Origin of the sequence: Buchnera aphidicola (Chaitophorus viminalis), from assembly GCF_026122795.1 — a bacterium.
Classification (GTDB): domain Bacteria; phylum Pseudomonadota; class Gammaproteobacteria; order Enterobacterales; family Enterobacteriaceae; genus Buchnera_J; species Buchnera_J aphidicola_BK.
This window is the reverse complement of the sequence record NZ_JAIWQV010000001.1, coordinates 40,083-66,230: the sequence shown is the minus strand read 5'-3', so window position 1 is coordinate 66,230 and position 26,148 is coordinate 40,083. Positions and strand designations below refer to the sequence as shown.

Annotated in this window: 26 protein-coding genes and 1 tRNA gene; 21 read left to right on the top strand and 6 right to left on the bottom strand. The window is 20.1% G+C overall.

The genetic code is table 11. The features are described 5' to 3' along the window. Positions 1-214: 214 nt before the first annotated feature. The 5 genes from LDP12_RS00320 (at position 215) to fdx (ending at position 2,805) form a co-directional block, all read left to right on the top strand. The gene (locus tag LDP12_RS00320; RefSeq protein WP_265226379.1) at positions 215-1,432 is read left to right on the top strand and encodes an IscS subfamily cysteine desulfurase; all 1,218 of its coding nucleotides are present in this window, start codon (positions 215-217) and stop codon (positions 1,430-1,432) included. Positions 1,433-1,464: 32 nt separating this feature from the next. Continuing rightward, positions 1,465-1,854, top strand: coding sequence for a Fe-S cluster assembly scaffold IscU (iscU, locus tag LDP12_RS00315; RefSeq protein ID WP_265226378.1), 390 nt, complete (start codon positions 1,465-1,467; stop codon positions 1,852-1,854). 80 nt (positions 1,855-1,934) lie between these two features. Further along, entirely contained in the window at positions 1,935-2,078 is a 144-nt protein-coding gene (locus tag LDP12_RS00310) for a hypothetical protein (protein ID WP_265226373.1), read from the top strand. Next, positions 2,048-2,443, top strand: coding sequence for a Fe-S protein assembly co-chaperone HscB (gene hscB / locus LDP12_RS00305; RefSeq protein ID WP_265226371.1), 396 nt, complete (start codon positions 2,048-2,050; stop codon positions 2,441-2,443). Before LDP12_RS00310 ends, hscB begins: the two co-directional genes overlap by 31 nt. Before the next feature lie 35 nt (positions 2,444-2,478). Next, entirely contained in the window at positions 2,479-2,805 is a 327-nt protein-coding gene (gene fdx, locus LDP12_RS00300) for an ISC system 2Fe-2S type ferredoxin (RefSeq protein WP_265226369.1), read from the top strand. 41 nt (positions 2,806-2,846) lie between these two features. On the opposite strand, the gene der is transcribed toward fdx, so the two are convergent. After that, positions 2,847-4,217, bottom strand: a complete 1,371-nt coding sequence (der, locus tag LDP12_RS00295) for a ribosome biogenesis GTPase Der (protein ID WP_265226368.1) — start codon at positions 4,215-4,217, stop codon at positions 2,847-2,849. A 64-nt stretch (positions 4,218-4,281) separates the two neighbouring features. Further along, the gene (locus LDP12_RS00290) at positions 4,282-4,794 is read right to left on the bottom strand and encodes a hypothetical protein (protein WP_265226362.1); all 513 of its coding nucleotides are present in this window, start codon (positions 4,792-4,794) and stop codon (positions 4,282-4,284) included. A 654-nt stretch (positions 4,795-5,448) separates the two neighbouring features. On the opposite strand from LDP12_RS00290, the gene mnmG reads away from it, so the two are divergent. The 9 genes from mnmG (at position 5,449) to atpC (ending at position 14,157) form a co-directional block, all read left to right on the top strand. Continuing rightward, complete coding sequence (mnmG, locus tag LDP12_RS00285; protein ID WP_414734426.1) at positions 5,449-7,326, top strand: tRNA uridine-5-carboxymethylaminomethyl(34) synthesis enzyme MnmG; 1,878 nt, start codon at positions 5,449-5,451, stop codon at positions 7,324-7,326. Between the two features lie 219 nt (positions 7,327-7,545). Further along, the gene (gene atpB / locus LDP12_RS00280; RefSeq protein ID WP_265226359.1) at positions 7,546-8,367 is read left to right on the top strand and encodes a F0F1 ATP synthase subunit A; all 822 of its coding nucleotides are present in this window, start codon (positions 7,546-7,548) and stop codon (positions 8,365-8,367) included. Positions 8,368-8,406: 39 nt separating this feature from the next. Next, complete coding sequence (atpE, locus tag LDP12_RS00275) at positions 8,407-8,646, top strand: F0F1 ATP synthase subunit C (RefSeq protein ID WP_265226357.1); 240 nt, start codon at positions 8,407-8,409, stop codon at positions 8,644-8,646. 125 nt (positions 8,647-8,771) lie between these two features. Then, positions 8,772-9,257, top strand: a complete 486-nt coding sequence (atpF, locus tag LDP12_RS00270) for a F0F1 ATP synthase subunit B (RefSeq protein ID WP_265226350.1) — start codon at positions 8,772-8,774, stop codon at positions 9,255-9,257. Beyond that, a complete protein-coding gene (gene atpH / locus LDP12_RS00265; protein WP_265226344.1) occupies positions 9,254-9,790 on the top strand; it encodes an ATP synthase F1 subunit delta in 537 nt (178 codons plus the stop codon). The genes atpF and atpH overlap by 4 nt, the downstream gene beginning before the upstream one ends. Before the next feature lie 11 nt (positions 9,791-9,801). After that, complete coding sequence (atpA, locus tag LDP12_RS00260) at positions 9,802-11,364, top strand: F0F1 ATP synthase subunit alpha (protein WP_265226343.1); 1,563 nt, start codon at positions 9,802-9,804, stop codon at positions 11,362-11,364. Positions 11,365-11,390: 26 nt separating this feature from the next. Continuing rightward, complete coding sequence (gene atpG, locus LDP12_RS00255; RefSeq protein ID WP_265226342.1) at positions 11,391-12,275, top strand: ATP synthase F1 subunit gamma; 885 nt, start codon at positions 11,391-11,393, stop codon at positions 12,273-12,275. A 28-nt stretch (positions 12,276-12,303) separates the two neighbouring features. Further along, the gene (atpD, locus tag LDP12_RS00250; protein ID WP_265226340.1) at positions 12,304-13,710 is read left to right on the top strand and encodes a F0F1 ATP synthase subunit beta; all 1,407 of its coding nucleotides are present in this window, start codon (positions 12,304-12,306) and stop codon (positions 13,708-13,710) included. 27 nt (positions 13,711-13,737) lie between these two features. After that, positions 13,738-14,157 (top strand): ATP synthase F1 subunit epsilon, encoded by a 420-nt coding sequence (gene atpC, locus LDP12_RS00245; protein WP_265226337.1) that lies wholly within the window; start codon positions 13,738-13,740, stop codon positions 14,155-14,157. A 91-nt stretch (positions 14,158-14,248) separates the two neighbouring features. Here atpC and gyrB read toward each other — a convergent pair whose 3' ends face one another. From gyrB to dnaA, 3 genes are all read right to left on the bottom strand, one after another. Next, entirely contained in the window at positions 14,249-16,660 is a 2,412-nt protein-coding gene (gyrB, locus tag LDP12_RS00240) for a DNA topoisomerase (ATP-hydrolyzing) subunit B (RefSeq protein ID WP_265226335.1), read from the bottom strand. Between the two features lie 78 nt (positions 16,661-16,738). Next, positions 16,739-17,845: a DNA polymerase III subunit beta gene (gene dnaN / locus LDP12_RS00235; protein WP_265226332.1), complete on the bottom strand. Its 1,107-nt coding sequence runs from the start codon at positions 17,843-17,845 to the stop codon at positions 16,739-16,741. A 7-nt stretch (positions 17,846-17,852) separates the two neighbouring features. After that, positions 17,853-19,175, bottom strand: a complete 1,323-nt coding sequence (gene dnaA / locus LDP12_RS00230) for a chromosomal replication initiator protein DnaA (RefSeq protein WP_265226327.1) — start codon at positions 19,173-19,175, stop codon at positions 17,853-17,855. Positions 19,176-19,374: 199 nt separating this feature from the next. On the opposite strand from dnaA, the gene rpmH reads away from it, so the two are divergent. The 4 genes from rpmH (at position 19,375) to mnmE (ending at position 23,089) form a co-directional block, all read left to right on the top strand. Next, complete coding sequence (gene rpmH / locus LDP12_RS00225) at positions 19,375-19,518, top strand: 50S ribosomal protein L34 (RefSeq protein WP_265226325.1); 144 nt, start codon at positions 19,375-19,377, stop codon at positions 19,516-19,518. Between the two features lie 19 nt (positions 19,519-19,537). Next, positions 19,538-19,882, top strand: a complete 345-nt coding sequence (rnpA, locus tag LDP12_RS00220; protein WP_265226324.1) for a ribonuclease P protein component — start codon at positions 19,538-19,540, stop codon at positions 19,880-19,882. 162 nt (positions 19,883-20,044) lie between these two features. Next, entirely contained in the window at positions 20,045-21,661 is a 1,617-nt protein-coding gene (gene yidC / locus LDP12_RS00215) for a membrane protein insertase YidC (RefSeq protein WP_265226323.1), read from the top strand. 69 nt (positions 21,662-21,730) lie between these two features. Further along, entirely contained in the window at positions 21,731-23,089 is a 1,359-nt protein-coding gene (mnmE, locus tag LDP12_RS00210; RefSeq protein WP_265226319.1) for a tRNA uridine-5-carboxymethylaminomethyl(34) synthesis GTPase MnmE, read from the top strand. A gap of 73 nt (positions 23,090-23,162) precedes the next feature. On the opposite strand, the gene LDP12_RS00205 is transcribed toward mnmE, so the two are convergent. After that, positions 23,163-23,235 (bottom strand) — tRNA-Phe (locus LDP12_RS00205). A gap of 192 nt (positions 23,236-23,427) precedes the next feature. Between LDP12_RS00205 and LDP12_RS00200 the strand changes: the two genes are divergently transcribed. From LDP12_RS00200 to efp, 3 genes are all read left to right on the top strand, one after another. Continuing rightward, entirely contained in the window at positions 23,428-23,721 is a 294-nt protein-coding gene (locus tag LDP12_RS00200; protein WP_265226317.1) for a co-chaperone GroES, read from the top strand. A 39-nt stretch (positions 23,722-23,760) separates the two neighbouring features. Then, positions 23,761-25,416, top strand: coding sequence for a chaperonin GroEL (gene groL / locus LDP12_RS00195; protein WP_265226315.1), 1,656 nt, complete (start codon positions 23,761-23,763; stop codon positions 25,414-25,416). 140 nt (positions 25,417-25,556) lie between these two features. Further along, on the top strand, positions 25,557-26,126 hold the full coding sequence (gene efp, locus LDP12_RS00190; protein ID WP_265226314.1) for an elongation factor P: 570 nt from the start codon (positions 25,557-25,559) through the stop codon (positions 26,124-26,126). Positions 26,127-26,148 lie beyond the last annotated feature (22 nt).

Below are 26,148 nucleotides of genomic sequence, written 5' to 3'. Positions count from 1 at the left end.
TATATAATACAATTTAATAAAAAAATCAAGAATAATTATTTTACTAAAATTAATTTTATTGAATCTATTTAAAATTCTATAAAATACTCAATATTTAATTTGCTATAATGTATAATATATTAAAGATAAAAATTTTTTTTAATTATATACAAATATATTCATATAATTATCAATCTAATATAATCAAAAAGTTCTTTAAGAGTATACAAAAAAAATGAAAATTCCAATTTATTTAGATTATGCTTCTACTACGCCAGTAGATCCTATAGTTGCAAAAAAAATGATAAAATATTTAACTATAGATGGAATATTTGGAAATTCTGCATCCAGATCACATAAATTTGGATGGTCTGCTGAAGAAGCTGTAAATATTGCTAGATTTGAGATTTCTAAATTAATTCATGCAGATCCTCGAGAAATTATTTTTACTTCAGGAGCTACAGAATCAAACAATTTAGCTATAAAAGGTATTACTGATTTTTATAAAAAAAAAGGAAATCATATTATTACTAGTCAAACAGAACACAAATCTGTTTTAGATACATGTCGATATTTAGAAAGTAAAAATTTTAAAATTACATATTTAAAACCAAAAAAAAATGGGCTAATTAATTTAGAAGAACTACAAAAAAAAATATCAAAAAAAACCATTTTAATTTCAATTATGCATGTAAATAATGAAACTGGAGCTATACAAAATATAAAAAAAATATCTAAAATTTGTCTTTTAAATAATATTTTCTTTCATGTAGATGCTACTCAAAGTGTAGGAAAAATACCTTTAAATTTAAAACAAACACAAATTAATTTATTATCTTTTTCTGCACATAAAATTTATGGACCTAAAGGTATAGGAGTATTATATGTAAAAAGAAAACCTAGAGTTAGAATTTATCCACAAATACATGGTGGAGGACACGAAAGAGGTATGAGATCTGGAACTTTAGCAGTACATCAAATTGTAGGTATGAGTCAAGCATGTAAACTGGCTAGAAAAAAAATTAAAAAAGATTATTTGAAAATCAAACAATTAAGAGATATTTTATGGAATGGTTTATCAAAAATTAAAGAGATTCATTTAAATAGTAATTTAAATTTAAAAAAAGGAACTCCTTATATATTAAATATTAGTTTTAAATATATTGAAGGAGAATCTCTAATTATGTCTTTAAAAGAAATTGGAATTTCATCTGGATCAGCTTGTACTTCAGCTAGTTTAGAACCATCATATGTATTAAAATCACTTGGATTAAAAGATGAATTAGCACATAGTTCTATAAGGTTTTCTATAGGTCGTTTTACAACATTACAAGATATTAAATTTACTATTAAATTAGTGAAAAAATCTGTAAAAAAACTACGTAATTTATCTCCTTTATGGGAAATGTATCAAAATGGTATTGATTTAGATAAAGTGAATTGGAATACTTAATTTTATATTAAACTTTAAAAAGGATGAATTAAATGGCATATAGTAAAGAAGTTTTAGATCATTATGAAAATCCTAGAAACGTAGGATCTTTTTCTAATAAAAAAAGTAAAAAAATAGGAAGTGGTTTAGTTGGAGCTCCAGCATGTGGAGATGTGATGAAATTAGAAATTAAAGTTAATAAAAAAGGAATTATTGAAGATGTACGTTTTAAAACGTATGGGTGTGGTTCTGCTATTGCATCTAGTTCTTTAATCACAGAATGGATTAAAGGAAAATCTATAAATTCTGCAAGTCAAATAAAAAATAAATCTATAGCAAAAAAATTGAGTTTACCACCAGTTAAAATACATTGCTCTATTTTAGCTGAAAGTGCTATTAAAGCTGCAATTCAAGATTATAAAAATAAAAATAAAATTAAATAAAAATTAAAATTTATACAATCTTAATAACTTCTTTATGAATAAAACTCAATTTATAAAATTAAAATAAAAAAAGAGAAAATATGAATTATTTTAGTTATTTTAAATTACCACAAAAATTCAATATTAAAGTAAAAGATTTATCTAAAAAATATTATTCTTTACAGAAGAAATATCATCCTGACTTTTTTGTTAATTGTTCTATAAAAAAAAAAAAAAAGCATTAAAAAAATCTATTTATATTAATAAAGGTTATAAAATTTTAAAAAATCCAATAAAACGTATGCAATATATTTTAAAATTAAATGGATTCGATTTAAAATTATTAACAATAAATATTAATTTAAATCAAAATTTTTTAAATAAACAATTCAAATATTATAAAATATTAAATCAAATAAAAACCAAAAAAAATAATATAAATCAAATTAATTTATTTTATAAAAAAATTAATCAATTATTAAAAAAATATATTAAAAAAATTTTAGAAAAATTTAAAAATAAATCTTGGAAAAAATCTTTTATTATATTTCAAAAAATATTATTTTTATATAATTTTAAAAAAAAAATTAGAAAAATAAAATCATTATAAAATTTTTAAAATTAATTTCATTAAGAGTAGATAGAATGCCTAAAATAAAATTTTTACCACATAAAAAATTATTACCCCATGGAGGTTCTTTTTTTGGGAAAGAAGGAGAATCTATTTTAGATGTTGCTTTAAGAAATAAAATAAAAATTGAACATGCTTGTGAAAAATCATGCTCTTGTAGTACATGTCATTGTATAATAAAAAAAGGTTTTACTACATTATCTCAAATTACAGAAAAAGAAGAAGATGTTTTAGATAAAGCATGGAATTTAACTGAAAATAGTAGATTGTCATGTCAAGCAAAATTAGGGAAATCAAATATTGAAGTTAAAATTCCTAAATATACTACAAACTATAATTAATTTTATAAATTTTTTCATGAAATTTAATTATAAAATATTTTTTAAACATAAGGATTTCGACTATTTTTGAATTCTAAAGTTAAAGGAATTCCAAATAAATTTAAAGAAGATTTAAAAAAATTATTTAAATATTTTTTATATGATGTAGATAAATTATTTACTCTATTTCCATGTATAATAATAATTGGTGGATTTATTCCACCAGAATGAGCATACTTTAATTTCGTACGAATATAACTATTTCTTGATAAAGGTTTTTGATTCTTCACTGCTTTGTATAAAATTTTTGTTAAAAATGTACTACTATGTTTTTTATTTTGTAAAAAATATATTTTTTTTATAGATTTTAAAATTAAATTTCGAATATTTTTTGTAAAAATTGCAGAAATATAATAAAACTTTATATTCTTAATAAAGCGAAAACGAAATAAAAATTTTTTTTTAAAAAATATTCGATCTTGTTTATTTAATAAATCCCATTTATTTAACAAAATAATCATAGATGATCTAGATTTATAAATTAAATTCGATAAATTAATATCTTGATTAGAAATAATTTTTTCTTTGACATCAATAACTAATATTGATAAATCTGAATTTTTAACAGCAGAAATAGATTTTTTGACAAATATATTTTCTAAATCACTATTTATTTTAGATTTTCTTCTTATACCAGCAGTATCAAGAAAAATATATTTTATATTTTTAAAAATTGTAGATACTAGAACTGTATTTCTTGTTGTTCCAGAAATTTTAGAAGTAATAATTCTATCATTTTTTTTTATTAACCTATTAATTAAAGTAGATTTTCCTGCATTTGGTTTACCTATAACAGAAACTTTAATTGTAAAATTAATATTTTTTAATAAAAAAATTTTTTGAAATAATTTTAGTTTATTTTTTAAAGATTGATTATTTTTAAAAACAAACAAAATATTTTTTTTGAATTTTTTTAAACTTTTTTTACTTAAAGCTGAAATTTTAAATATTTCTTGAAATCCTAATTTATAAAAATCATTTATATAATCAAGGTTTTTTAATTGATCTATTTTATTTATAATTAAAAAAACTGGTTTTTCATATTTTCTTAATTTTTTAGATATTTCTAAATCTGAATATGTTAATCCAGATTCTGCATTAACTATAAAAAATATTATATCAGATTCAGATATAGCTAAATTATTTTGTATAAATATTTCTTTTTTTAAAATATCTTTTTTTGATGGAAAAAAACTTGCTGTATCTATTAATTTAATTATTTTTTTTTTTAATATAAATAATCCAGTTTGTCGATCTCTAGATAAATTCTTATATTTTTTTAATACTAAAGATTGTTTAGTTTTTGTTAAATTATTAAATATTGTAGATTTGCCTACATTTTTATTTCCAATAAGAGCTATTTTAAAATTCATTTCTCTATTAATACCTAATTTATAAAATCAAAATTTTTAAAAATAATTACTTAATCTTAAAAAACTAATCAAATGAAATATTATTATTTAAACATAAAAAATTGAATTTATTTTGTTGATTTATTGCACTATCTAAATTATTTTTAAATAATTTAGAAATATTATTCCATGGATATTCATTTAAATAATTTAATGTTTGTAAAGAAAATTCTGAATTTTTTAATTGAGATTGTATATTAAAAATTTTCCAAGATAATGTATTTTTTATATTACTATCTTTAATATCAGAAAAATAATTTTGATAATTATGTGTAATAAAAGAAATTTCTTGTTTATTTAAATTTTTATCCATTAATTTATATGAATTTAAATGTCCATAAGAATTATGAATATTATGTTGAGAAAATATTTTTGAATATTTTTTTCCTAAATAATCTATAGCTTTTTTATAATTTATAAAATCTAGTTTATTAATATACTTCTGAATAATAGAATTATTTTTAAAATAAAAAATACTTGAGATAAATAAAATTATAACAAAAAAATAAACAAAAATTTTATTTTTTTTTAAATCCATAAAAAAATTTATACCTTTTAAAAATTATTAAATAATATATACCAATATATAAGTTTTTCAAATGAAATCAATAGTTTTATGAAAAAAATATATTTTTAAACAACTTATAAACATATTATTTACATAAAAAATTATTAAAAAAATGTTTTATACATTGATTAAAAAATAAATTTTAAACATTTTTTTGAAAAATAATAATAATTTATATATTTATTTATATTTTTTTTTTCTTTTTGTTTGTATTCTTTTTATTTTTATTTAATTTATTTATTGTCTTTAATTAATTTATTCTTATTTATTATGTTTAAATAGATAAGAGAATAAAAATATAATAATTATTTTAATGATATAAAATTTTTAGATATAAAAAGAATTAATATATTTTAAAAAAAAATATAAAATTTTGATTTAAGCTATAATTTTATTTAAATATTTAAAAATTTTTTTAAATCATATAAAATTATTAATATGTAAAAATAGTTTATTATATGTATTGATTTATATATTTTAAATTAATTTTAATTTTTTTTTTAAAATAAATGTTTTTAAATATATAAATTTTATATGGTATATTAAAATTTGTTTAAATATATTTTATATATTTAATAATTTTTTAATCTATTTTCGTATATAGGAAAAAATAATTTGCATAATATATATAAAAATTTTTATGATGTGATTGTAGTCGGAGGAGGACATGCTGGAATTGAAGCGTGTTTAGCATCTTCAAGATTAGGTTGTAAAACTCTTCTTTTGACACAGAATATTAAAAATTTAGGATGTTTATCTTGTAATCCTGCTATTGGAGGAATTGGAAAAAGTCATTTAGTAAAAGAAATTGATGCTTTAGGTGGTTTTATAGGTATTTTTGCTGATCAAGCAGGTATTCAATTTAGAATTTTGAATTCAAGAAAAGGTCCAGCTGTACGTTCCACTCGAGCACAAATTGATCGCAATATTTATTCAAAAGTTGTTAAAAAAGTTTTATTTTCTCAAAAGAATTTATTAATTCTGGAAAAAGAAGTTATTAATTTTATTTTAAAAAAAGATAAAATTATTGGTATAATCACATCTGATTATATAGAAATTTTTTCTAAATCAATTATTTTAACTACAGGTACTTTTTTAAATGGAAAAATACATATTGGAAAACATCATTTTTCTGGAGGTAGAATAAATGATAAATCTTCTATTTTACTTTCAAAGAATTTAAAAAATTTACCTTTTCGTATAAATCGTTTAAAAACAGGTACTCCACCTAGATTAGATAAAAAAAGTATTACAACAGATATTTTAGAAAAACAATTTGGAGATTTTCCTATTCCTTTTTTTTCTTTTTTAAAGAAAAATAATAATATTTTAAATCAAGTACCTTGTTATATTACATATACTAATTTTAAAACACATCAAATTATTCAAGAAAATATTCATTTAAGTGCAGTTTATTCAGGAAAAATTTCAGGTATTGGTCCACGTTATTGTCCTTCTATTGAAGATAAAATTTCGAGATTTTCTAATCGATCTAGACATCAGATTTTTTTAGAACCAGAAGGTCTAGAAAGTAATATAATATATCCAAATGGAATTTCTACTAGTTTACCTTTTTCTATTCAAAAAAAATTTATTAGAACAATTTTAGGATTAGAAAATGCTAAAATATTAAAACCTGGATATGCAGTAGAATATGATTATTTAAATCCTCAAGATTTATATTTAACTTTAGAATCTAAATTTTTTTCAGGTTTTTTTTTAGCAGGGCAAATTAATGGAACTACAGGTTATGAAGAAGCTGCAGCGCAAGGATTAATAGCAGGAATTAATGCTGCTTCATATGCGCTTAATAAACCTTTTTGGTATCCTAGAAGAGATCAAGCTTATATTGGTGTTTTAATTGATGATTTGTGTACTAAAGGCACTAAAGAACCTTATAGAATTTTTACTTCAAGAGCAGAGCATAGATTATTTCTTCGTGAAGATAATGCTGATCTTAGATTAACTAAAATTGGAAGAAATTTAGGTTTAGTTGATAAATTTAGATGGATTCGTTATAATGAAAAACTTAATAATATTAAAAATGAAAAAAAATATATTCATTCTATTCAAATTAAACCTTATACTTCTATTTCTAAAAAAATTAAAAAATTTTTTTCAATTTCTACATTATCTTCTAAAATATGTTTAAGTGATATTTTAAAAAGACCAGAAGTTACTATTGAAAAATTAATTCAATTAAAGATTTATAAATCTAATATTTTATATGATTTAGAGTCCTTAAAACAGATCGAAATTCAATTAAAATATAAAGGTTATATTCATAGACAAAATAAAGAAATTAAAAAGTATATTAAATATGAGAATTTATTTTTATCTTCTAAGATTAATTATAAAAAAATTAAAGGTTTATCAAATGAAGTAACTAATATATTAAATTTTTATAAACCATCTTCCATAGGACAAGCATCTAGAATTTCTGGTATTACTCCTGCCGCAATATCAATATTACTGATATATCTTAAAAAAAAAAGTATATAATAAATAATTTATTTATAAAAAAAATATTATATGATATATATTTAAATAATATTATTAAAAAAAAAATATTTTTAATTATGAAATTAAAATTAATAAATTAAATGTTATAAAATTTATATAATAAATTTTATATATATTTTATATTAAAATTCTTTATTAAGATTTTAATTTTTTTTATTTTTAAATTTATTTTTGAATTATAGAAAGGTTAGAATTATAATGTTTTCTAGAATTACATTTCATACAAAAGAATATATTCATCATCATTTAAAAAATTTTCAATTAGATTTAAAAACTTTTAAGATTTTAAATTTAGAACAAAATAGCACTAGTTTTTTTATTTTAAATCTTGATTCTATTTTTTTTTCATTTTTTTTGGGTTTTATTTTTTTATTTTTTTTTTATTATATTTCTCAAAATTTAAATCTTGAAGTTCCTGGAAAATTACAATCTATTGTTGAAATTTCTGTTGATTTTGTTTATAAAAATATTAAGGATTTATATCCTCATAACAGAAATTATTTAATTGCTCCTTTATCGTTAACAATTTTTATTTGGATATTTTTAATGAATTTTATGGATCTATTACCTATAGATTTCATACCTTTTTTTTGTCAATATTTTTTAAATATTTCTAATATTAGATTTGTTCCTTCAACAGATATTAATGTTGTTTTTTCTATATCTTTTAGTGTATTTTTTTTGATTATTTATTATAGTATTTTGTATCAAGGTTTAAATAATTTTTTAAAAAGTTTATTTTTTCATCCTTTTAATCATTTTTGTTTTGTTTTTTTAAATTTTTTTTTAGAATTTATTTCTCTTCTTTCTAAACCTATTTCTTTGGGTTTAAGGTTATTTGGAAATATATATGCAGGAGAAATGATTTTTATATTAATTTCAGCATTATTACCTTGGTGGTTACAATGGATATTAAGTGTACCATGGGCTATTTTTCATATTTTAATAATTTTTTTACAGTCTTTTATATTTATGGTTTTAACTATTGTTTATCTTTCTATGACAGATAAAAAAACATAAATATCTTAAATTATATTTTTAAAAAATTTGGAGATTACAATGCATAATATTGATATGAAATTTATATATTTATCAGCAGCAATTATGATTGGTTTAGGATCAATTGGTGCTGCAATAGGTATTGGTCTTTTGGGAGGAAAATTTTTAGAAGGTGCTGCAAGACAACCTGATTCTATTCCTCTTTTAAGATCTCAATTTTTTATTGTAATGGGTTTAGTAGATGCTATTCCAATGATCACTGTAGGTTTAGGTTTATATATGATTTTTGGAATTTCTTAATGAAATTCATTTGAATAATTTATTTATTTACTTTTTTTTTTGATAGAAATTTATATAAAGATTTTAATTTTAAATAAAATATTATTAAAAAAAAATTAAATTTTATTTAATGGAAAATAAATTTTATGAATATAAATGCAACTATTTTTGGACAATCAATCTCTTTTATTTTTTTTGTATTTTTTTGTATGAAATTTATTTGGCCTAATATCATTCATGTTATAAAAAAAAGACAAAAAAATATACGCAAAGCAATTTTTTTAGCAAATCAAGAACAGAAAAAATATATTAAAATCAAATCTAAAATTTCAAAAAAAATTCTTGATTTTAAAAGACGCTCTATTGATATTATTCGTCAAGCAGAAACTGAAAAAGATATTATTATAAAAAAATCTGTGCAACAAGCTTTACTTGAAAAAAATAAAATTTTACAACAAGCTCAAACTGAAATTTTTTTAGAGAAAAATAAAGCTAAGAAACATTTACGAAAATATTCTGTTTTATTAGCTATTCAAATTGCAAAAAAAATCATACAAGAAAAAATTACAGAAAAATATACAAATAAATTAATTAAAGATTTATCTTCTGATTTTAAAGGTTTTAAAATATGATTTTGTATAAAAAATTAGCGTATATTTATGCTAAATCTATTTTTAATATAGCGTTAAAATACAATCAAATTAATCGTATAAAAAAAATATTATTATTAATGTCTTATCTTGTTCAACATAAAAAAATAAAAAAAATTTTTTCTAAATATTCTGATTCTAAAAGTTTATATAAAATTTTTATGTTTTTATTATATGATTTTAATATGACAATTTATGAAAAAAATTTTTTAAAAATATTAATTAAAAATAAAAGATTATTTTTATTAAAAAAAATTTATATAGAATATAATTTAATATTAAGAAAACATAATAAAATTATATACGTTATTATTAAATTATCAAAGAGAATAAATGATATACAAAAAAATCAAATTAAATTAGTTTTAAAAAAAATTTTACTTTCAAAAATTAAATTTAATTTTGTTATAGATCAAAATTTAATTGGTGGATTTGTAATACTTATTGATAATTTTTTAATTGATTTATCTATTAAAAATACTTTAACATATTTAGAAAATTTTTTACAAACATAAGAGAATGAATTATGCAAATCAATTCTTTAGAAATTACTAAAATAATTGAAAAAAGAATTACAGAATTTAAAATTCAAAAAAAATTTTATAATGAAGGAGAAATAATTTCTGTTATAGATGGGATAATTAGAATTTATGGGTTATGTAATGCTATGCAAGGAGAAATGTTATCTTTATCTAAAAATAAATATGCTATTGCTTTAAACTTAGAAAAAGACATTGTTGGAGCGGTTGTACTTGGATCTTTTCGAAATATTTATGAAGGTATGAAAGTTAGATGTACTGGTCGTATTTTAGAAGTTCCAGTAGGAGATAATTTTTTAGGTCGTGTAGTGAATTCTCTTGGAGTACCTATTGATGGAAAAGAATTAATTAAAAATGATGGGTATTTACCTATAGAAAATGAAGCTCCTAAAGTTATTGATAGAGAAATCATTAATGAATCTATTCAAACTGGTTATTTATCTATTGATTCTATGATACCAATTGGTAGAGGACAAAGAGAATTAATTATTGGTGATCGAAAAACAGGAAAAACATCTCTTGCTATTGATACTATTATTAATCAAAAAAATTCTGGAATAAAATCAATATATGTTGCTATTGGACAAAAAATGTCTACTATTTTAAATATAGTGAAAATTTTAAATGAGTATGACGTTTTGAAAAATACAATTATTGTAGTTGCTTCTGCTTCTGATTGTGCTGCTTTGCAATATTTATCTCCATATTCTGGTTGTTCTATGGGTGAATATTTTCGTAATAAAGGAGAAGATGCTTTAATTATTTATGATGATTTATCCAAACATGCGATATCATATAGACAAATTTCTTTATTATTAAAGAGACCTCCTGGTAGAGAAGCTTTTCCTGGAGATATATTTTATTTACATTCAAGATTATTAGAACGTTCTTCAAAAGTTAATACAAAATATATTCAAAATTTTACTAATAATATTATGGGTAATCAAACTGGTTCTTTAACTGCTTTACCTATTGTAGAAACTCAATCAGGAGATGTATCTTCTTTTGTTCCTACAAATATTATTTCTATTACAGATGGTCAAATATTTTTAGAATCTAATTTATTTTATTCAGGTATTCGTCCTGCTGTAAATTCCGGTATTTCTGTTTCTCGTGTAGGAAGTTCAGCTCAAACTCAAATTATTAAAAAATTATCTCGTGGTATTCGAACAACTTTAGCACAGTATGAAGAATTAGAATCTTTTTCTCAATTTTCTTCAGATTTAGACGTATTTACAAAAAATCAATTAATTATAGGAAAAAAAATTGTTGAATTATTAAAACAAAATCAATATCAACCTTTATCTATAGGAGAACAAGCATTATTATTATTTTCTATTGAAAAGAATTTATTAAATGATATTAAATTAAAAAATATATCTTTATTTAAAGATAGTTTGTTATTTTATATTCGTAAGAATTTTAGTTCATTATTAAAAAATATCCATAAAAAAAAAATATATACTTTAAAAATTAAGAAAAAGTTTTATAAGATTATTCAAGAATTTAAAAATAAAATATTTCAAGGTGATAAAAAATGTGATTTATAAGATTTTTTACATAGGTTATATATATTATGCTTAATAAAAAAGAAATACAAAAAAAAATTTATAGTATTACAAATACAAAAAAAATTACTAAAGTTATGGAAATGATTTCAATTATTAAAATGAAAAAAATAAAAAATAAAATAAATAATATGTTTGATTATTTTCATACGCTTACAGAAATTATTAAAAAATTAATTTATTTAATGAAATCTAAAAAAGAAACAAATATATTTATATCTTCAAAAAAAGTTACAAGAATAGCTTTTATTATAGTTTTAACAAGCAAAGGATTATGTGGTGGATTAAATAATAATTTGTTTAAAAAAGTTATTCCATATTTAAAAAATTTATCTTCAAAAAAAATTATTTATAAATTAATTATACTAGGTAAAAAAGAAATAAATTTTTTTAATCAATTTCAAAATAATATTAAAATATATGATAATAATTTTTTTAAAAAATTAAATTATTTAAATTCAACTAAAACGTTTAAAACTTTATTTTCTGATTATAAACTTAATAAATTTGATAAAATTTTAATTGCTTTTAATCAAATTCGAAATAAAAGTAATTATACATCTGTTATAAAAACATTATTTCCAGTTTCTTTGAAAAATAATAATAATAATAAAATTAATCAAAATTCTTGGGATTATGTGTATGAATCTAATATTAATTTATTATTAAAAAATTTATTTAATCAATTTTTTAATATTAAAATTTATTATAGTGTTTTAGAAAATTTATTTTCTGAATATTCTTCTCGTGTCATTTCTATGAAAAATGCTACAGAAAATAGTTCTAATTTAATTCAAGAATTAAATTTATTTTATAATAAATTACGTCAAGATAGTATTACTCAGGAATTAACTGAAATTATTTCAGGAGCGTCAGAAGTTTTAATGGATTAAAAAATTATATTGAGGTTGAAGAAAATACATGTCTTTGGGAAAAATTATACAAATTATAGGACCAGTTATAGATGTAAAATTTTCTTTAGGGAATTTACCTAAAATTAATCATATTTTAGAGGTACAAGATAAAAAAAAAAAATTAGTTTTAGAAGTTCAACAACATATAGGTTCTAAAGTTGTTAGAACTCTTTCTATGGGATCTTCAGATGGAATAAAAAGAGGTTTATTAGTACGTGATTTAAAGCATTCTATTAAAGTTCCAGTAGGAAAATTTACTTTAGGAAGAATTATTAATGTTTTGGGTGATCCTATAGACAATAAAGGACCTATTTTTGATCAAAACAATCTTTCTAAAGCTGAGTATTCTGAAATTTATCGAAAGCCTCCATTATTTGAAGAACAACTAAATACTCATGAAATTTTAGAAACAGGGATTAAAGTTATTGATTTACTTTGTCCTTTTTCTAAAGGTGGAAAAATAGGTTTATTTGGTGGTGCAGGAGTTGGTAAAACAGTAAATATGATGGAATTAATAAGAAATATAGCGATTGAACATAATGGTTATTCTGTTTTTACAGGAGTAGGTGAAAGAGTTAGAGAAGGAAATGATTTTTATAATGAAATGAAAGATTCGAATGTTATTAATAAGGTATCTTTAGTATATGGACAAATGAATGAATCACCTGGTAATAGATTTAGAGTTGCTTTTACAGGATTAACTTTAGCTGAAAAATTTCGTGATGAAGGAAAAAATGTTCTTTTATTTATTGATAATATATACAGATACATATTAGCTGGAACAGAAGTATCATCTTTATTAGGAAGAATTCCTTCAGCTGTAGGATATCAACCAACTTTATCAGAAGAAATGGGAATTTTACAAGAACGTATTACATCTACTAAAACTGGATCTATTACTTCTATACAAGCAGTATATGTTCCTGCAGATGATTTAACTGATCCTGCTCCTGTAGCTACTTTTGCACATTTAGATTCAACTATTACTTTAAGTCGTAAAATTTCTTCTTTAGGAATATATCCTGCTATTGATCCTTTAAATTCTACTAGCAATCATTTAAATCCTGATACAGTAGGAAATGAACATTATAATACTTCTAGAAGAGTTCAACAGATATTACAAAAATATGAAGAATTAAAAGATATTATATCAATTCTTGGAATGGATGAATTATCTGAAACTGATAAGTTACTTGTTTCAAGAGCACGTAAAATACAAAAATTTTTATCACAACCTTTTTTTGTTGCAGAAGTTTTTACTGGATTTTCTGGAAAATATGTTACTTTAAAGAATACTATTATAGGTTTTAAAGGTATTTTAGATGGTCTGTACGATCATATCCCTGAAAAATTTTTTTATATGATTGGATCAATTGAAGAGGCTATTAAAAAATTTCAACATAATAAAGTTTAATTAAAGTAATAATTTAGGATTTAAATTATGTCTTTAAATTTAAATATTTTGAGTTTAAAAAAAAAACTTTTTTCTAAAAAAATTAAATCTGTTTCTGTTCCAGGTGAAAAAGGTTATTTTAGTATTTTCAGAAATCATATTTCATTATTAACTTTTTTAAAATCTGGTTTAATTATTATAAAAAAAAAAAATAAAAAAACAGAGTATTTTTTTATTTTAAAAGGTATTTTAGAAATTCAAAAAAATGTAATTAATATATTAACGAATCACGCTATTAATGTAAAATATTTAGATAAATCTATATTAATTGATCAAAAAAATAAAATAGAAAATAAGTATAAAAATTTTAAGAATATTCGATCTTTAAATATAATTAAGAAAAAATATTTTATAATTTTAGATAAATTAAATTGTATTACTAAAGTTCAAAAAATACAAAATAAATAATGTTATTTTTTTTATTTAGCGGCGGTATATATAATTTTTTATCCTGCCGCTAATATTTTAAGATATATAATTATTTATCTAAAACAATTATTTAAAAATCTATGTTTTCTGCTTTTAATGCATTTTTTTGAATAAATTTTTTTCTAGGTTCTACTAAATCTCCCATAAGAATTTTAAATAATTGATTAGCATAAAACGCGTCTTTAATTTTAACTTGAATCATTCTACGTGTTTTTGGATTCATAGTTGTATACCATAATTGTGATGGATTCATTTCTCCCAGTCCTTTATAACGTTGAATGAGAAATTTTTTATTAAATTGATTCATAATCCATTTAAGACAATCTTCTAAATTTTTTAAGATTATTTGTTTATTTTTTTTTAAAATATATGTTTTATTTTTAATAAAATATTTTAATATATTTTGTATAATAAGTATTTTTTTATAAATTTGATTTTGTAGAAATTCATATGTAAATTTATATTTTTTTATATTTCCATATATTTTTATATATATATATAAATCATAATATTTTTTGTTAATATTTTTTTTTATTTTGTATGAATATGTTTTATTATCTTGTGTTTTTTTATTTAATTCAAAAATAATTCTTTCTGCCCAAAGATGAATATTTTTTTGATTTGTAAAATTTTTTATAATTTTTTGATTAATAAATGTTTTTAAGATTTTTTGAAATTTTTTAGAATATTCTTTTTTAATAATATTTTTAATTTTAATATATTTTTTAATAATTTTTTTAAATTTTTTTAAATCAGATTGATTAAATTTTTTTATTTGACTGGTAATTTTGATTTCTTTAAGTGCTTTTTTAATTTTGTATTTTTTCATTGAAGCATAATTTTTAATATATTTTTCTTTTTTTCCTATTTTAATTTTATATAATGGAGGTTGCGCAATATAAACATATCCTTGTTCAATTATTTCAGGCATATATCGATAAAAAAAAGTTAATAATAATGTTTTAATATGAGAACCATCTATATCTGCATCAGTCATAATAATTATACTATGGTATCTTAATTTTTTTAAATCATAATTATCTTTTCCAATTCCACATCCTAATGCTGTAATAATTGAAGTAACTTCTTGTGAAGAAAGCATTTTTTCAAAAGTAGATTTTTCTACGTTTAATATTTTTCCTTTTAATGGTAATATAGCTTGATTTTTTCTGTTTCTTCCTTGTTTTGCTGATCCTCCTGCAGAATCTCCTTCTACTAAATATAATTCTGAAAAAATTGGATTTTTTTCTTGACAATCTGCAAGTTTTCCAGGTAATCCTGATAACTCTAATGCGCTTTTTTTTTTTGTAATTTCTCGAGCTTTTTTTGCAGCTTCTCTAGTTTTTGCTGATTCGATAATTTTATTAATAATAATTTTAGTATCGTTTGGATTTTCTAATAAAAAATCTATTAAATATTCATGTATTAGAGATTCAATAATAGGTTTTACTTCGGAAGATACAAGTTTTTCTTTTGTTTGAGAAGAAAATTTAGGATCATTAATTTTTACGGATACAATAGCAATTAATCCTTCTCTAACATCATCTCCAATAATATTATTTTTTTTTTTTTTATTAAAATTTTCTTTATCTATATAATTATTAATGGTTCTTGTTAAAGCAGATTTAAATCCTGATAAATGACTTCCGCCTTCTTTTTGAGGAATATTATTAGTATAACAATAAATTTTTTCTTTAAAAGAATTGTTCCATTTCATAGCAATTTCAATTAAGACAGATTTTTTTTTTGATATAAAATAAAAAGTATTTGAATGTATAAATTTTTTATCTTTATTTAAATATTTTATAAATTCTTTTATTCCACCATTATGATAATATATTTTTTTAATTTTTTTAATATTATTATTTAAATGAATAGAAATTTTTGGATTTAAAAATGATAATTCTTTTAATCTATTTGCGATAATAGAATGTTCAAATTTTTGAATATTATTAAATATTTTATAGTTAGGCCAAAATCTAATTTTTGTTCCAGTATATGTACTTATTCCAATAATTTTTAATTTACTTATTTTTTTTCCATGAGAATAATATTGTTGATAAATTTTTTTATTTCTAAAAATTGTTAATTTTAATTTTGAAGATAACGCATTTACAACAGATATACCTACTCCATGTAAACCTCCAGAAATTTTATATGAATAATCATCAAATTTTCCTCCAGCATGTAACATAGTCATAATTACTTCAGAAGCAGGAATTTTTTCTTCAGGATGAATATCAATTGGAATTCCTCTACCATTGTCTTTGACTGATATTGAATGATCTTTATGTATTGAAACTATTATTTTGTTACAATATCCTGCAAGCGCTTCATCAATAGAATTATCTACGACTTCAAAAACCATATGATGTAAACCTGTTCCATCATCTGTATCTCCTATATACATTCCTGGACGTCTTTTAACTGCTTCTAAACCTTTTAATATTTTTATATTAGATGAGTTATAATTTTTTGGCATTTTGTCTCTTTTATAATTTTTTTTTAAAATTTTTTTATAAAATAAATATTTTATTTCACAAAATTTATTTTATTGATATTAAAGGTATAAGGGTAAAATAATATATCTTAATTCTTTTTTTTTAGATGTTTGAATTTCAAAAAATTGAATTTTTTTATCAAAAATTAAATCAATAAGATCAGATTTTAGAACGTTTAAAACGTCTAATAAATAATTTATATTAATAGATATTTTTATTTTTTTAGTATATTTATATTTTATTTTGAATTTATATCTTGCTTGTTCTTCTTGATTGTCAGAAGTAATTTTACAAATATTTTTTTTAAATGTTAAACATATTCCTTTTAATTGTGAATGTACTAAAATTAATACATGAGATAAAGATTTTTTTAATAATTTTTTTTTTATTTGAATTTTATATTTTTTTTTTATTGATAAGATATGATTTAGATTTGGAAAATTATTATTTATTAATTTAGAAATAAAGACAATATTATTAATGTAAATTTTTATACTATTTTGATTAAATAAAACTTTTATTAACATATCTTGTTTAGTTAATAATTTATTTAATTCTATAGCAGATTTTCTAGGTAATATAATATTAAAAATTGGAAAAGATTGATTCTTTTTAATTTTTTTTTTAAAAATAGCAATTCTATGTCCATTTGTAGCAATTGTGCGAATATATTTTTGTGTAAATTCTATAAAAATTCCGTTTAAATATGATCGAACATCTTTTACAGACATTGAAAAATAAGTATATTCTAACATATTTTTAAAAATTTTTTGTTTTATATAAAATTTTTTACTATATTTTTGTTTTTTAAAATAAGGGAATTGTTTTGCAGGTAATGTAAGTAAACAAAATTTACTATTTTTAGAATATATATAAAGTTTTTTATCGATAATTTTTATATAAATTAAAAATTTTTCAGATATGACACGAAATATATCTAAAATTTTTTTACCAGAAACTGTAATTTTTCCAGTAATACAGTGATATTTATTAGGAATTTTATAAATTAATTGAATTTCTGTATTTGTACTAATTAATAGAATATAAGATTTTTTTACTTCAATTAAAATGTTTCCTAAAATTTCATTAGGATTATTTTTGATTAATAAAGTATTAATTTTTTGTAAAGGATTAGTTAAATCTTTTTTTTCAACAATACATTTCATAATTTTATTAAGACAATTTTTTTAGTAAATAGAAATAATCTTTTTTAATTTCAAGATTATTATATAATAGTTTGTGGATTTTTTTACATGAATATAATACTGTAGTATGTGTTTTTTTATTAAATGACTCTCCTATTTCTTTTAAACTATGTTTAGTTAGTTTTTTGATTAGACTTATAGATATTTGTCTCGCTAAAATAATTGATTTTGATCTTTTTTTAGATAACATATCAGATAATTTTACATTATAATAATTTGCAACTATTTCTTGAACTTTTTTTATATTAATTTTTTTTTTTTTAGTATTAAATAAATCTTTGAAAATTTTATTAATAAATTCAATATTAATGTTTTTATTAGAATTATGAATTAAATTTGCATGAATTTTATTTATTGCTCCTTCTAATTCTCGAATATTTGATTTTAATTTTTTAGCAATATATTTAGCTACTTCATATGATAGATAAATATTTTTTTCAAAAGATTTTTTTATTAGAATTTTAATTCTAGTATTTTTTTTTGGAGGTTTTATAGAAATACTCAATCCCCAATCTAATCTTGATTTTAATTTATTTTGTATACCTTGAATTTTTGTAGGATAACGATCTGAAGTTAAAACAATTTGTTTGTTTTGTTCTATTAAATTATTAAATGTATGAAATAGTTCTTCTTGTGATCTTTTTTTATTAGAAAAAAATTGAATGTCATCAATTAATAAAATATTTGCAGAACGATAATATTTTTTAAATTTTTCTATAGAATTATTTTTTAATGATTGAACCATTTTTTGTACAAAATTTTCTGAATTTATATAAATTACTTTTAAATTTTTATTTTTTTTTAAAATAAAATTTTTAATAGAATATAATAAATGAGTTTTTCCTAATCCTGTTTTTCCATATATAAATAATGGATTATACTTTTTTCCTGGATATTTTGCTATTTTATAAGCAGATTTATATGCTATTTTGTTTTTTTTACATAAGATGAAATTTTTAAATTTTTTTTTGTGTATTTCTAAAACATTTTTTTTTTGAAAATTATGTTGATTTATATAAAAGTTTGTATATTTTTTAGTAATTTTTAATTTTTTATTAATTATTAATTTAATTGGAATTTTTTGGTAATTATTAAAATTATTTATTAAATAATGAATTTTTTTAAAATAATTTTCTTTCACCCAATCTAAAATAAATTTGTTAGGAGTATATATAATTAATTTATTTTTTTTGAATTTAGGTTTTAATGATCTAATCCACATACTAAATTCATATTTAGAAAGTTTTTTTTTAAAATAATTTAAGCATTTTTGCCATTTTAAATCGAACATTTTTAAACTCCAAAATAATAAAAAAAATAAATAAAAATATTATTAATTTTTTGTTTTATATAAAAATAAATTTATTTTCTTTATGTTATAATTTATCAAATATAATTTTTTTTTAGTTTATTGTTTTTAATTTTATTTTTTATTAAAATTAAAATATATAAATATTTAAATTCATTTTTGTTTAGGTTTAAAAAAAAATATGAAAAGAACTTTTCAACCTTCAATTTTAAAAAGAAATCGAATGCATGGTTTTAGATCTAGAATGTCTACTAAAAGTGGTCGTTATATTTTATCTCGAAGAAGATCTAAAAATAGATTTCATTTAACTGTACGTTCTAAATAAAATAATTTTTTATATTATCGTGATTAAATATTCTTATAATAAGCATTCAAGATTATTAAGTTTATTACAATATAAAATGGTTTTTAGATATGCTTATAAAATAACTTTTCAAGAATTAATAATTTTTGGAAAATTAAATAATCAAAAACGTCCTAGATTAGGTATTTCTATTTCAAAAAAATATGTAAGAAAAGCTTATCAGAGAAATTATTTAAAAAGATTAATACGAGAGTTTTTTCGTTTATATCAATATAATTTTCTTTTGATGGATTTTATAGTTGTAGTAAAAAAAAATATATCTAAAAATAATGGAAAATTATTTTTAAAGAAATTAAAATTTTTATGGTCAAGATATTTTTTTTAATAAAAATTATATTTAATTTACAAAAAATAAATATATTTAAATAAAAATTAAAGTTAGATTAAATTTTTTAATCTAATTTTATTTTTAAAAATTTTTTTTAGAAAAATTATTTATATTTTAATTTGTTATGAATAATAAATAAAATAAAGAGAATGTAAAAAAATGTATTTTCAACGTATTTTTTTTGTTTTATCTTTTTTACTGTGTTCTTTTTTTTTATGGAAAGCATGGGAAAAAGATAAAAATATGTTTTCGCAATATAATTTGATGAAAGAAAATTCTCTAATTAATATATCTAAAAAAGTTCAATTAAATAATTTAAAAGATAATGATGTTACTGTTAAAACAGATGTTTTGAATATTGTTATAGATAAGTATCATGGATGTATAAAATCTGCTAAATTATTAAAATATAGAAATGAAGAAAATTCTTCTCAGTTTTTAGATTTATTAAAAACTAATACAAATTATATTTTTCAAATGAAAACTGGATTTACAGAAGTAAATGATTTATGTAAATCATATCATAATATTGATGGTAATTATTATACCAAAAAAAAATTTTATCAATTATTGCCTTTACATAATAAGTTAGTTATTCCAATGACATTTATTACAAAAAATGGAATAAAATTTGTTAAAAAATTTATTTTTAATAGAGGTCGATATGATGTTCAAATTAAATATTATGTGTATAATAACACCAATAAAGATTTTAAATTTAGAATATTTGGAGAATGTATTCAAACTATAAATCAATTCATTCAAGATAATAATAATTTAAATTTGAATCAATATAAAGGAGTTTCGTATTCATCTGATCATGATAAATATGTTCGATTTCAATTAAATGAAATATCAAATAATAAAGAAACTTTATACCAAAGAACTCATATTGGATGGATAGCTATGGTACAAAAGTATTTTGCATCTGTTTGGATACCAAATTTTGATCTAAAATCAAATATTATTTATACAAAAAAAATTAATAATAATACTATTGTTGCAGGATATCATAATTCTTCTATAAGTCTTGCTCCTCATTCTTTTGAAAAGTTTTTTTCAAAATTATGGATTGGTCCAAAAAATCAAAATGAAATGGCTGCTTTAGCGCCTAATTTAAATTTTACTATAGAATATGGTTTTTTATGGTTTTTATCACAACCATTATTCCATTGTTTAAATGTATTTCATTCTATATTAGGTAATTGGGGTTTTTCTATAATTTTTCTTACAATTATGATGCGTTTATTAATGTTTCCTTTAACTAAATCTCAATTTTTATCTATGGCTAAATTAAAATCATTAAAGCCAGATATAGATTATTTAAAAAATAAATATAAAAATGATCCTAAAAGAATGAGTACTGAGATTATTCTTCTTTATAAAAAAAAGAAAATTAATCCTTTATCTGGATTATTACCTGTTATTATACAAATGCCTATTTTTTTATCTTTTTATTATACATTAACCAATTCTATTGAATTGAAATATTCTCCTTTTATTTTTTGGATTAAAGATTTATCTAGTTATGATCCATTTTATGTACTTCCTATATTGATGGGTTTAAGTATGTTTATTGGACAAAAAATAAATTCTTCACAGACATTTAATAATGATATTTCTGAAAATATTCAAGAAAAAATTATGATTTTAACTCCATTTTTATTTACAATATTTTTTTTATGGTTTCCTTCTGGATTAGTATTATATTATTTAGTCAGTAATATATTTAATTTAATACAACAAAGATTAGTTAATATTAATTTAAAAAAATAAAATAAATAAAAAATTTAAATTAAATAAAAATACAAAATACTTTTTTAAAAATTTTCAAATAAAAAAATTATGTCAGATACAATAATAGCTCAGATTACACCAGTAGGAAATGGTGGAGTATATATATTAAGAATTTCTGGAAAAAGGTCTATAATTGTTTTAAAATCTGTTTTACGTTGTTCATTAAAACCTAGATACGCTACTTATGTGTCATTTTATGATATTAATAATGAGATTTTAGATAAAGGTATTAGTATTTGGTTTCCGTCTCCCAAATCTTATACTGGAGAAGATGTTTTAGAATTACAAGGACATGGTAGTAATATTTTAGCAAATTTATTAATTAAAAGAATTTTAAAAATTCCAAAAATTAGACTTGCTAAACCAGGAGAGTTTTCAGAAAGAGCTTTTTTAAATAAAAAAATAGATTTAATACAAGCAGAAGCAATATCAGATTTAATTAATGCATCTTCTGAAGCAGCAATTAAAGCTTCTGTAAAATCTTTACAAGGAGATTTTTCTAATTATATTAATAAAGTTATTAATAAAATTGCTAATTTAAGAGCAAATATAGAATATGAATTAGAATTTTCAGAAGAAAATATAAATTTTTTTCAAATAAATTTTTTTAATGAAATAAAAAAAATTATAAAAGATTTAACAAAAATTTTATTTCTTTCAAAAAATGGAGTACGTTTAAATGAATCTGTTAAAATAGTAATTTCTGGTTTTCCCAATTCTGGAAAATCTAGTTTATTTAATATGTTATCTTGTAAAAAATCTTCTATAGTAACTAATATTGAAGGTACAACTAGAGATTTAATTTATAATCAAATTAATTTTAATAAACATATAATAGAATTAGTAGATACTGCTGGAATTAGAAAAACAAAGGACGAAGTAGAAAAAATAGGAATTTCTTTAGCAAAAAAAGAAATAAATAATACAGATATATTATTATTTATGATAGATTCTAGTAAAAATATAAATATTCAAATTAAAAAATTTTTTAAATTAAAAGCAAAAATTTCTTCTAAAATTCATATTATTTTAATCTTTAATAAAATTGATTTAAATAATATTAATCCTAGTGTTTTTATAAATTGCAAAATAAGTTTTATATGTATATCTATAAAAAAAAAAATAGGATTAAAAAATTTTTATAAATCTTTAAAAAATGTTTTAAAAAATTATAAAAATTTTTCAGGAGAGAGTGTATATATAGCTAGACAAAGACATATACAAGAAATTAAATTAGCAAAAAAAGAATTATTACTTGGAAAAAAAAATTTTAAGATAAATCAAAATTATGAAATTTTAGCTTATCATTTACAACATGCTCAAAATTTTTTAAACAAAATTACTGGAAAAATTAATTCTGAAGATATTTTAAATAAAATATTTTCAAATTTTTGTATTGGTAAATAAAATTTTAAATATACAGGTATTTTATTTATTTTTAAAAAATATTTTTTAAAAATAATTTTTTAGTTTTAAATTTTGCCCGAAGGCGGAATTGAACCACCGACACGGGGATTTTCAGTCCCCTGCTCTACCAACTGAGCTATTCGGGCTTTTAAAATTATAGTAAAACATTAATGATAATAGTTTGTCAATATTTTTTTTAAAATTATTATCTTTTATCTATTTTTTTGAAAACCTTGAAAGTTTGAATAATCGTCCATATACTATTTAATAGAATATAATTTTTTAAAAAAATATTTGAAATTAATTATAAAATATCTGTACAAGGAGAATTCTAAAAAATGAAAATACGTCCTTTGCATGATCGTATTATTATAAAACGTCAAGAAATAGAATCTAAATCAGCAGGTGGTATTGTTTTAACAGGATCAGCTGCAAGTAAATCTACTAGAGGGAAAGTGTTAGCTGTAGGAAAAGGACGAATTTTAGATAATGGAAATATTAAAAAATTAGATGTAAAAGTTAATGATATTGTTATATTTAATGAAGGATATGGCGCTAAAACAGAAAAAATTGATAATGAAGAAGTATTAATTTTAACTGAAAATGATATTTTGGCAATTGTGGAAGAGTAATATTTTATTTTTATAAAAATTATTTAAGGAGATTGCAAAATGGCAGCTAAAGATGTAAAATTTGGAAGCGAAGCTCGAGCTAAAATGCTTCGTGGTGTTAATATATTAGCAGATGCAGTAAAAGTTACTTTAGGACCAAAAGGAAGAAATGTTGTTTTAGATAAATCTTTTGGAGCTCCTAGTATTACTAAAGATGGTGTATCCGTAGCTAGAGAAATTGAGCTAGAAGATAAGTTTGAAAATATGGGTGCTCAAATGGTGAAAGAAGTAGCTTCTAAAGCAAATGATGTTGCAGGAGATGGAACTACTACTGCTACTTTATTAGCTCAATCTATTGTCAATGAAGGATTAAAAGCAGTTGCGGCAGGAATGAATCCAATGGATTTAAAAAGAGGAATTGATCAAGCAGTAATTAAAGCAGTAAAAGAATTAAAAAAATTATCTGTTCCATGTTCAAATTCTAAAGCTATTACACAAGTTGGAACAATTTCCGCTAATGCTGATGAAACTGTAGGTGCTTTAATTTCAGAAGCAATGGATAAAGTTGGTAATGATGGAGTTATTACTGTAGAAGAAGGTACAGGTTTAGAAGATGAATTAGATGTAGTAAAAGGTATGCAATTTGATAGAGGATATTTATCTCCTTATTTTATTAATAAACCAGAAATCGGTAATATAGAATTAGAAAATCCTTATATTTTAATGGTTGATAAAAAAATTTCTAATATTCGAGATATATTATCTTTATTAGAATCAGTAGCAAAATCTGGTAAACCGCTATTAATTATTGCAGAAGATTTAGAAGGTGAAGCATTAGCAACATTAGTAGTTAATTCTATGAGAGGTATTGTAAAAATTGCAGCTGTCAAAGCTCCTGGATTTGGAGATCGTAGAAAATCGATGTTACAAGATATTTCTATATTAACTGCTGGAACTGTAATTTCTGAAGAATTAGCAATGGATTTAGATAAAACAACATTAGAAGATTTAGGTCAAGCTAAAAGAGTTGTTATAACAAAAGATTCTACAACAATTATTGGTGGATTAGGAAAAAAATTAGATATTCAAAATAGAATTTCTAATATTCGTCAACAAATTAATGAATCTACATCAGATTATGATAAAGAAAAATTAAATGAAAGATTAGCAAAATTATCTGGTGGAGTTGCTGTATTAAAAGTAGGTGCTGCAACTGAAGTAGAAATGAAAGAAAAAAAAGCTCGTGTAGAAGATGCTTTACATGCAACTCGTGCTGCAGTAGAAGAAGGTGTAGTTGCTGGTGGTGGAGTAGCTTTAGTTCGAGTAGCAGAAAAAATTTCTCATTTAAAAGGTCAAAATGAAGATCAAAATGTTGGAATTAGAGTAGCTGTAAGATCTATGGAAGCTCCTTTACGTCAAATTGTTGCTAATTCAGGAGAAGAACCATCTGTAGTTACAAATAATGTTAAAGATGGAAAAGGGAATTATGGATACAATGCAGCTACTGATCAATATGGAGATATGATTAAATTTGGAATCTTAGATCCAACTAAAGTAACTAGATCTGCATTACAATATGCTGCATCCGTAGCTGGATTAATGATTACTACAGAATGTATGGTAACTGATTCTCCTAAAGAAGATAAATCTTCTGATATGCCATCTCCATCTGCTGGAGGAATGGGTGGAATGGGTGGAATGGGTGGAATGATGTAATTTATTTATTTTAAATAAAATTTAAACTCTATATTATTTTATTTCAAAATATTTTAATTTATTTTCCCTTAAATTTTTATTCTTAAGGGAAAATAATGTTATCTATATAAAATTATTTATTTTTTAAGAAAGTATAAAAAATGACACAAGATTATTCAATTAATAAATTTAAACCTGGTTTAAAAGTAATTATTTTTAATCAACCATGTATTATACAAAATAGTAAGTTTGTGAAACCTGGAAAAGGTCAAGCATTTTCGCGTGTTAAATTTAAAAGTCTAATATCTGGTAAAATCGTTGAATCTACTTTTAAATCTACAGATCGTTTAAAAAAAGCTAATGTTTATGATATCAAATCTATTTATTTATATAATGATAATAAATTTTGGTATTTTATAAATAGTAAAACATTTGAAGAAATTTCTGTTAAAAAAAAAATTTTAAATACAAAACGTTTTTTTTTAACTCCTCAATGTAAATGTTTATTAACTATATGGAAAAATAGTATAATTTCTATTATTTTAGATAATTTTGTATATTTAAAAGTTATTAAAACAACCCCTTCCGTGCAAAAAAAATCTTTAAATAGTAGTGGTATAAAATTAGCTACGTTAAATACTGGTATTTCTATTAAAGTACCTGAATTTATTAAAATTAATGATGTAATTAAAATAGATACGCGTACTTGTTTATATATTTCTCGGTTGTAAGTGTATTTTTTAAATTTAACAT

Coding starts and splice junctions, on each gene's coding strand:
- atpB (WP_265226359.1), top strand. CDS start 7,546: ATGTTTTCTAGAATTACATTTCATACAAAAGAATATATTCATCATCAT.
- yidC (WP_265226323.1), top strand. CDS start 20,045: ATGTATTTTCAACGTATTTTTTTTGTTTTATCTTTTTTACTGTGTTCT.
- efp (WP_265226314.1), top strand. CDS start 25,557: ATGACACAAGATTATTCAATTAATAAATTTAAACCTGGTTTAAAAGTA.
- mnmE (WP_265226319.1), top strand. CDS start 21,731: ATGTCAGATACAATAATAGCTCAGATTACACCAGTAGGAAATGGTGGA.
- atpF (WP_265226350.1), top strand. CDS start 8,772: ATGAATATAAATGCAACTATTTTTGGACAATCAATCTCTTTTATTTTT.
- atpA (WP_265226343.1), top strand. CDS start 9,802: ATGCAAATCAATTCTTTAGAAATTACTAAAATAATTGAAAAAAGAATT.
- groL (WP_265226315.1), top strand. CDS start 23,761: ATGGCAGCTAAAGATGTAAAATTTGGAAGCGAAGCTCGAGCTAAAATG.
- atpH (WP_265226344.1), top strand. CDS start 9,254: ATGATTTTGTATAAAAAATTAGCGTATATTTATGCTAAATCTATTTTT.
- atpC (WP_265226337.1), top strand. CDS start 13,738: ATGTCTTTAAATTTAAATATTTTGAGTTTAAAAAAAAAACTTTTTTCT.
- rpmH (WP_265226325.1), top strand. CDS start 19,375: ATGAAAAGAACTTTTCAACCTTCAATTTTAAAAAGAAATCGAATGCAT.
- atpE (WP_265226357.1), top strand. CDS start 8,407: ATGCATAATATTGATATGAAATTTATATATTTATCAGCAGCAATTATG.
- dnaA (WP_265226327.1), bottom strand. CDS start 19,175: ATGTTCGATTTAAAATGGCAAAAATGCTTAAATTATTTTAAAAAAAAA.
- atpG (WP_265226342.1), top strand. CDS start 11,391: ATGCTTAATAAAAAAGAAATACAAAAAAAAATTTATAGTATTACAAAT.
- gyrB (WP_265226335.1), bottom strand. CDS start 16,660: ATGCCAAAAAATTATAACTCATCTAATATAAAAATATTAAAAGGTTTA.
- LDP12_RS00290 (WP_265226362.1), bottom strand. CDS start 4,794: ATGGATTTAAAAAAAAATAAAATTTTTGTTTATTTTTTTGTTATAATT.
- LDP12_RS00320 (WP_265226379.1), top strand. CDS start 215: ATGAAAATTCCAATTTATTTAGATTATGCTTCTACTACGCCAGTAGAT.
- LDP12_RS00200 (WP_265226317.1), top strand. CDS start 23,428: ATGAAAATACGTCCTTTGCATGATCGTATTATTATAAAACGTCAAGAA.
- iscU (WP_265226378.1), top strand. CDS start 1,465: ATGGCATATAGTAAAGAAGTTTTAGATCATTATGAAAATCCTAGAAAC.
- atpD (WP_265226340.1), top strand. CDS start 12,304: ATGTCTTTGGGAAAAATTATACAAATTATAGGACCAGTTATAGATGTA.
- dnaN (WP_265226332.1), bottom strand. CDS start 17,845: ATGAAATGTATTGTTGAAAAAAAAGATTTAACTAATCCTTTACAAAAA.
- LDP12_RS00310 (WP_265226373.1), top strand. CDS start 1,935: ATGAATTATTTTAGTTATTTTAAATTACCACAAAAATTCAATATTAAA.
- fdx (WP_265226369.1), top strand. CDS start 2,479: ATGCCTAAAATAAAATTTTTACCACATAAAAAATTATTACCCCATGGA.
- der (WP_265226368.1), bottom strand. CDS start 4,217: ATGAATTTTAAAATAGCTCTTATTGGAAATAAAAATGTAGGCAAATCT.